Raw genomic sequence first — 6,998 nt, 5'->3', positions numbered from 1 at the left:
CAGAACTAAATCCTTTCAATAATTAATTGTCTAACTTTTTGGGGTCAGTACAAATCCTGTTCTCTCTTTTTTGTGTATTTGGATAGGAAAATTGTTCCTATTCCTTGTTTTTAGTTGGAGTTTCTTTCTTCTCCTTTTCCTTATCAATTTTTTGAAGTTCATGGTCATTTTTATATTGAATAATATACTCGACGATGTCTTTTTCGGTCAATCGATCATTGGATAATTGTGAAATTTGAATTGAAATATTTTTCAAACCATAATCCTTTTGTTTACTAAGAATTTTTTTCACTTCCTCATCTGAAAGATAGTTTCCTGAAATAGTTAACTTTAAAGTATTATCTTCTTTGTCATAGTTCTTTTTTAGGATTGTGTTCTCTTTAAACTGATCAGATAAGTATTTATTTATAGATTCATTGATTAAGGTCTCTCTCACTAAGGTAGTCGCTGAAACCAAACTTGGAATAATAAGAATAAGCGAAACTAGAATTAATATTTTTCGCATTTTATAGGCTTCTTGATTGTGTTTAATGTAATGATTTTTCACCATAGTTAAGCTCGTCCCTATGTATGTAGCAAGCATAATAAAACTACAGTTAATGAAAAATAAGTAGGATGCTCCTAACATAAACTCAAAGTTCCCTGTTGCTATAGCATAGCCGACAGTACATACTGGGGGCATAAGAGCTGTTGCGATAGCTACTCCAGGTACAATGTTATTTGCTTCTTTTTTTCGTGCTCCAATAACTCCAGCTACCCCACCCACAAAAGCTATAACTACATCCCAAATTGTTGGTGAAGTTCTGGCAATAATTTCTGAACTTGCATAAGAAATTGGAGAAATAAAAAAATAAATCGTAGATGCTAAGAGGCTTAACAAAACTTGAATAGAAAGAATTTTAAATGACTTTCTGAGCAGTTTCATATCTAGTATTGCTAATGAAAAACCAATTCCAATAATAGGTGTCATTAATGGAGAAATCAACATTGCCCCAATGATAACTGGAGTGGAATCCATGTTTAAGCCAATAGATGCAATCAACATTGCACATAACAAGGTAGCTAAATCGCTTCTTGATAAATCTAAATCATCGTAGAGCCTATCTCTAAATTCAACTAAAGAATAAAGTTTATCCTCTTTTAAAATTTTTCTCATAATAGTATTCCCCTTATTAAAGTCCTCTAAATTATAAATTCATGCAAAGCAATGAATGAAATAAGTAATATTCCAAATAAAATACCGGAAGAGGTATATAACCGTTATTTATTTTAACATAAAAATATTACGATTAGAATCTAATTTCTGAGAAGAGGTTTCTTAACATTCTTACTGGATTAAAAAAGCAACATATACTGAATTATTAACCAAATAACAAAAATTAGTTTGTCACGGCCTTTTTTCTTTGTGTAACTACTTTTTCAAAATTCTTAAAATATTTTTGTATTTTTAATGTGTAAACGCTTGCAAAAATCTAAATAGAGTACTATAATAGAGTTAAGGAAATAGAAAGAAAGGAAGCCAAATTCATTCGCTTTTAAGTTTACTTTGTTGGTATAGTTGTTTGTAATACATAAGTAGTTGCTTTACTTGACATATTGGTTGAATTGTCAGACAGGCCTGCTTAGCTTGCCTGATTGTAACGATAGTATAGAAAGTAGAAGCTTTTAGATGGTTTTCAAACTTCGAGAATTCAATCAATAGTGCTTTATTATGTTATAGAGATTTCCAATGCTAAGATAAAAAGAAAATCATTAGCGGTTAAAGGAATTAAAAGTTTATAAAAAATAATAAAAACAATAAATAAAAAATTGTTATTCAGTTACACCTTGGATGAACTGATTGCTCTCATACCAGCGAAGTAAACCAGACCTCTAGCCGAGTAAAGCTAGAGGTCGTTTTTTTGTGGTAAAGGGCGCTAAGAAGGCACACTTGACTTTGAAAAAACATGAAAAAATGCTATAATAGGTTGGATATGCGAACCTTAGGTTTGTAAGACTGTAATTCGACTTGGCTAGCCAAGGACCGTTAGTAATAAAATAAAGAATCTTTGATAAAAGTGAGGTTCTGAAAATTGAATAGGAGAAAAAATGAGCAAGAGCAATATTAAACTGATTGCTTTGGGCGGCGTACGTGAAAATGGGAAAAATCTTTACGTTGCCGAAGTGGATGATTCCATTTTTGTATTGGATGTTGGGCTGAAGTACCCAGAAAATGAGCAGTTGGGTGTGGATTATGTCGTTCCCAACATGGACTATTTGTTTGAAAACAAGGAGCGGATTGCGGGTGTCTTTCTGACACATGGGCACGCAGATGCGATTGGTGCTCTGCCTAATCTTTTGGCAGATGCTAAGGTGCCGGTTTTTGGATCAGAATTGACGATTGAGCTGGCCAAGTTGTTTGTCAAAAACAATGATGCGGTTAAGAAGTTCAATGATTTCCATGTGATTGATGAAAATACTGAGATTGAATTTGGCAAAACAGTAGTTTCCTTCTTCCGGACGACTCACTCGATTCCTGAGAGTTTGGGAATTGTCATCAAGACCAGAAAAGGCAGTATCGTTTATACAGGTGATTTCAAGTTTGACCAGTCTGCTAGCCCGTCCTACGCGACAGACTTTGGCCGTCTGGCTGAGATTGGCCGTGAGGGCGTTCTGGCCTTGCTCAGTGATTCAGCCAATGCGGACAGTAGCGTTCAAGTGGCTAGTGAGAGCGAGGTTGGCAAGGAAATCGAAGATACGATTGCTGACTGGGATGGCCGCGTGATTGTTGCGGCGGTTGCCAGCAACTTGTCTCGTATCCAGCAGGTCTTTGATGCAGCTGCTGAGACTGGCCGCCGAGTGGTTTTGACAGGTTTTGACATTGAAAATATCGTCCGTACGGCTATCCGCCTCAAGAAGCTGTCCTTGGTGGACGAACGCCTCTTGATCAAGCCCAAGGAAATGTCTAAGTTTGAAGACCATGAATTGATTATCTTGGAGACTGGCCGGATGGGTGAGCCTATCAATGGCCTGCGTAAGATGTCAATCGGCCGTCACCGCTATGTGGAAATCAAGGAAGGCGATTTGATTTACATCGTAACGACGCCATCTATTGCCAAGGAAGCGGTCGTGGCTCGAGTGGAAAATATGATTTATCAAGCGGGTGGCATTGTCAAGCTGATTACCCAAAACCTGCGGGTTTCAGGTCACGCAAATGCGCGTGATTTGCAGCTCATGATTAACCTGCTACAGCCTAAGTACCTCTTCCCTATTCAGGGTGAGTACCGCGGATTGGATGCTCATGCCAAGGCTGCCATGGAAGTTGGCATGCTGCCGGAAAATATCTTTATTCCTAAGCGTGGCAGCATCATGGAATACGACCATGGTGATTTTGTGCCGGCTGGTGCAGTATCAGCTGGAGATGTCATGATTGATGGAAATGCGATTGGTGATGTAGGCAATATCGTCCTGCGCGACCGCAAGGTCTTGTCTGAAGATGGTATTTTCATCGTGGCACTCACGGTTAACCGTAAGGAAAAGAAAATCATTTCCAAGGCTAAAGTACACACTCGTGGATTTGTCTATGTCAAGAAGAGCAGAGATATTTTGCGTGAGAGCTCTGACCTTGTCAATAAAACAGTGGAAGACTATCTGGCGCAGGATAGCTTTGACTGGGGAGAGCTGAAGGGTGCTGTCCGTGATAGTCTGGCCAAATATCTCTTTGACCAAACCAAGCGTCGCCCAGCTATTTTGCCGGTTGTTATGGAAGTGCGGTAAAAATCTGAACACAAATATAAGAAAAGTCGGGCTTCGGCTTTTTCTTGTCAGGAAGATACGAAGGAGAAATGCGAATGGCAGTGATGAAAATAGAGTATTATTCTGAGGCTTTGGAGATGGAATGGGGCGTCAATGTCCTCTATCCGGACGCAGCTCGTGTTGATAAGCCGGATGATAAGGATATTCCTGTTTTGTACCTGCTTCATGGTATGAACGGGAATCACAATAGCTGGCTCAAGCGTTCAAATATTGAACGCCTGGTTCGCTCGACCAACTTGATTGTTGTCATGCCTAATACCAGCAATGGCTGGTACACCGATACTCAGTACGGTTTTAACTATTATGAAGCCATCGCTGAGGAGCTGCCTCGGGTGCTCAAGCGCTTTTTCCCAAATATGTCAGATAAGCGGGAGAAGAATTTTATCGCTGGTCTTTCCATGGGTGGATACGGAGCCTTTAAGCTGGCTCTCAAGTCTAACCGCTTTTCATACGCCGCTAGTCTTTCTGGGGCTTTGAGTTTTCTTGATGCTCGTCCGGATAATGCTGAGATGGCAACACCGGCCTATTGGCGGGGAGTTTTTGGAGACTATAAAGACTGGACCAGCAGCCCTCATTCGCTGGAAAGTATAGCCAAGCAATCTGATAAAAAGACTAAGCTTTGGGCATGGTGTGGCGAAGAAGACTTTCTCTACAAGGCCAATCAGGCGGCGGTGAAAAACCTGCAAGACTTAGGCTTGGAGATTACTTACAGCCACAGTCCAGGTAAGCATGAGTGGTATTACTGGGAAAAGCAGCTGGAGAATGTGCTGGCCTGGCTTCCTATCGACTTCCAGCTGGAAGAGCGCCTGTCGTAAAAATAGACTGTAAAGTCGTATTCTGTCCTCAGAGTATGATATAATGATTACGTTTGAAAATCTGAGTGGGAATGATTCCCCGAAATACAAATAGGAGAATGGAACTTTGACAAAAGCGATTCGAGTGCGTTATGCACCAAGTCCGACTGGACTTTTACACATCGGAAATGCGCGGACTGCGCTCTTTAACTACCTCTATGCTCGTCATCATGGTGGAACCTTCATTATCCGTATCGAGGATACTGACCGCAAGCGCCATGTAGAAGACGGGGAACGCTCTCAGCTAGAAAACCTGCGCTGGCTGGGTATTGACTGGGATGAAAGTCCTGAGACTCACGAAAACTACCGTCAGTCTGAGCGCTTGGATATTTACCAAAAATACGTCAATGAACTCTTGGACAAAGGATTAGCTTACAAGTCCTATGTAACTGAGGAAGAATTAGCGGCTGAACGCGAACGTCAGGAGGCAGCTGGTGAAACACCTCGTTATATCAATGAGTTTCTAGGCATGTCAGAGGAAGAAAAGGCAGCCTATATCGCTGAGCGCGAAGCAGCGGGCATCATTCCGACGGTTCGTCTGGCTATAAATGAAGCTGGTGTCTATAAGTGGACTGACATGGTCAAGGGCGAAATTGAGTTTGAAGGCGGCAATATCGGTGGTGACTGGGTTATCCAGAAGAAAGACGGCTACCCAACCTACAACTTTGCTGTGGTTATTGATGACCATCTGATGGAAATTTCACACGTTATTCGTGGAGATGACCATATCGCCAACACGCCTAAGCAACTCATGGTTTATGAAGCTCTGGGCTGGGAAGCTCCAGAATTTGGGCACATGACCCTGATTATCAACTCTGAAACAGGCAAGAAACTGTCCAAGCGCGATACCAATACCTTGCAGTTTATCGAGGATTATCGCAAGAAGGGCTACCTGCCAGAAGCAGTCTTTAACTTTATTGCACTGCTGGGCTGGAATCCTGGCGGCGAGCATGAGATTTTCTCTCGCCAAGAGTTGATTGAGCTCTTTGATGAAAAACGTCTCAGCAAGTCCCCAGCTGCTTTTGACCAGAAGAAGCTGGACTGGATGAACAATGAATACATCAAGAATGCGGATTTTGACACAATATTCGCTCTGGCTAAGCCATACCTGGAAGAAGCGGGCCGTTTGACAGATAAGGCAGAAAAGCTCGTAGAGCTCTACAAACCGCAAATGAAGTCTGTAGACGAGATTGTGCCGCTGACAGACCTCTTCTTTGCGGACTTTCCAGAGTTGACAGATGCAGAGCGTGAGGTCATGGCTGGTGAAACGGTACCGACCGTGTTGACAGCTTTCAAAGAAAAGTTAGAAGCCATGTCTGATGCAGATTTTGTAACGGAGAATATCTTCCCACAAATCAAGGCTGTCCAAAAAGAGACAGGAATCAAGGGTAAAAATCTCTTTATGCCGATTCGGATTGCCGTTTCTGGTGAAATGCATGGACCAGAGCTGCCAGATACCATTTATCTATTAGGCCGCGAAAAATCCATCCAGCATATCGAAAACATGCTAAATCAAATTCAATAAGATAAACCAGCTCGAAAACTGGTTTTTACTTTGCAAATTTTTGTTTTTATGTCACAATTGTAATAAGAAAATACCTTAAGGGGATAAAAATGAAAAAATGGATCATCATCTTTGTTGTAGGACTAGCAGCCTTACTCGTGCTAGTAACCTGTAACCAAAAGAAAGAGCAGACGACCCCTGCTTCCAACAATTCTAAAGCAAGTTCGACTAGTTCTGCATCTTCTAAAAAGCCTGAAAGAGAGAGCAATTCGAGCGAACTTTCTGGCGACGCGGATAGTCAAGAAGCTTCTGATGCTGGCTCTCAGAAGAATTCGGAAACTGAAGCTGAAAAGTCTGCCCAGGAAACTAGCAAAGGAGAGAAAGAGACGGCGTCAACTTCTAGTTTGGATATGAAGGCTATTGCTTCTGGAGATTTTTCTAGTATGATTGGTACTTGGCAGGATGCCAAAGGGAACAGTTATACATTCGATGCGTCTGGTATCGAGTCAGATGTTGCCAAGCTTGAGACAGGAGATTACTCTGGGCCAGATGAAAATGGGATTTACCGAGCAGGGATTCGTTGGAAAAACCAAACCGGTGCTGCTTTTCTTATAATTCCAGCAGGAAAGGGTCTGCCAGCTGGGGAGACTGTCAATGGAACGGATCCGACTGATACCAGCCAAGATCGTTTCATCATCACCCAAAGCGTTTCCGAACATCCCGATGTTTTTTACCGCGTAAAATAAGGAGTCTTGACAGACTCTTTTTTTCTTATTTTGAGTCCAGTATATAATATATTGATTTTGAATAAAAATTGATAAAACGCTTTTATTTTAATAAATATT

Annotated in this window: 5 protein-coding genes; 4 read left to right on the top strand and 1 reads right to left on the bottom strand. The window is 41.3% G+C overall.

Features of this window, described 5'->3' with window-relative positions:
- Positions 1-97: 97 nt before the first annotated feature.
- Entirely contained in the window at positions 98-1,156 is a 1,059-nt protein-coding gene (locus QZ169_RS07530; protein ID WP_295505938.1) for a TIGR00341 family protein, read from the bottom strand.
- A 932-nt stretch (positions 1,157-2,088) separates the two neighbouring features.
- On the opposite strand from QZ169_RS07530, the gene QZ169_RS07525 reads away from it, so the two are divergent.
- The 4 genes from QZ169_RS07525 to QZ169_RS07510 all read left to right on the top strand — a co-directional run bounded on the left by QZ169_RS07525 (position 2,089) and on the right by QZ169_RS07510 (position 6,899).
- Positions 2,089-3,756, top strand: coding sequence for a ribonuclease J (locus QZ169_RS07525; RefSeq protein ID WP_295505935.1), 1,668 nt, complete (start codon positions 2,089-2,091; stop codon positions 3,754-3,756).
- Between the two features lie 74 nt (positions 3,757-3,830).
- Positions 3,831-4,610, top strand: coding sequence for an alpha/beta hydrolase family protein (locus QZ169_RS07520; protein WP_032911825.1), 780 nt, complete (start codon positions 3,831-3,833; stop codon positions 4,608-4,610).
- A 106-nt stretch (positions 4,611-4,716) separates the two neighbouring features.
- The gene (gene gltX / locus QZ169_RS07515) at positions 4,717-6,174 is read left to right on the top strand and encodes a glutamate--tRNA ligase (protein WP_295505931.1); all 1,458 of its coding nucleotides are present in this window, start codon (positions 4,717-4,719) and stop codon (positions 6,172-6,174) included.
- 89 nt (positions 6,175-6,263) lie between these two features.
- The gene (locus QZ169_RS07510) at positions 6,264-6,899 is read left to right on the top strand and encodes a DUF6287 domain-containing protein (RefSeq protein WP_295505928.1); all 636 of its coding nucleotides are present in this window, start codon (positions 6,264-6,266) and stop codon (positions 6,897-6,899) included.
- Positions 6,900-6,998 lie beyond the last annotated feature (99 nt).

This window comes from uncultured Streptococcus sp. (genome assembly GCF_905372115.1).
GTDB lineage: Bacteria > Bacillota > Bacilli > Lactobacillales > Streptococcaceae > Streptococcus.
The sequence above is the reverse complement of the archived record's forward strand: the minus strand, read 5'-3'. Positions and strand labels throughout refer to the sequence as shown.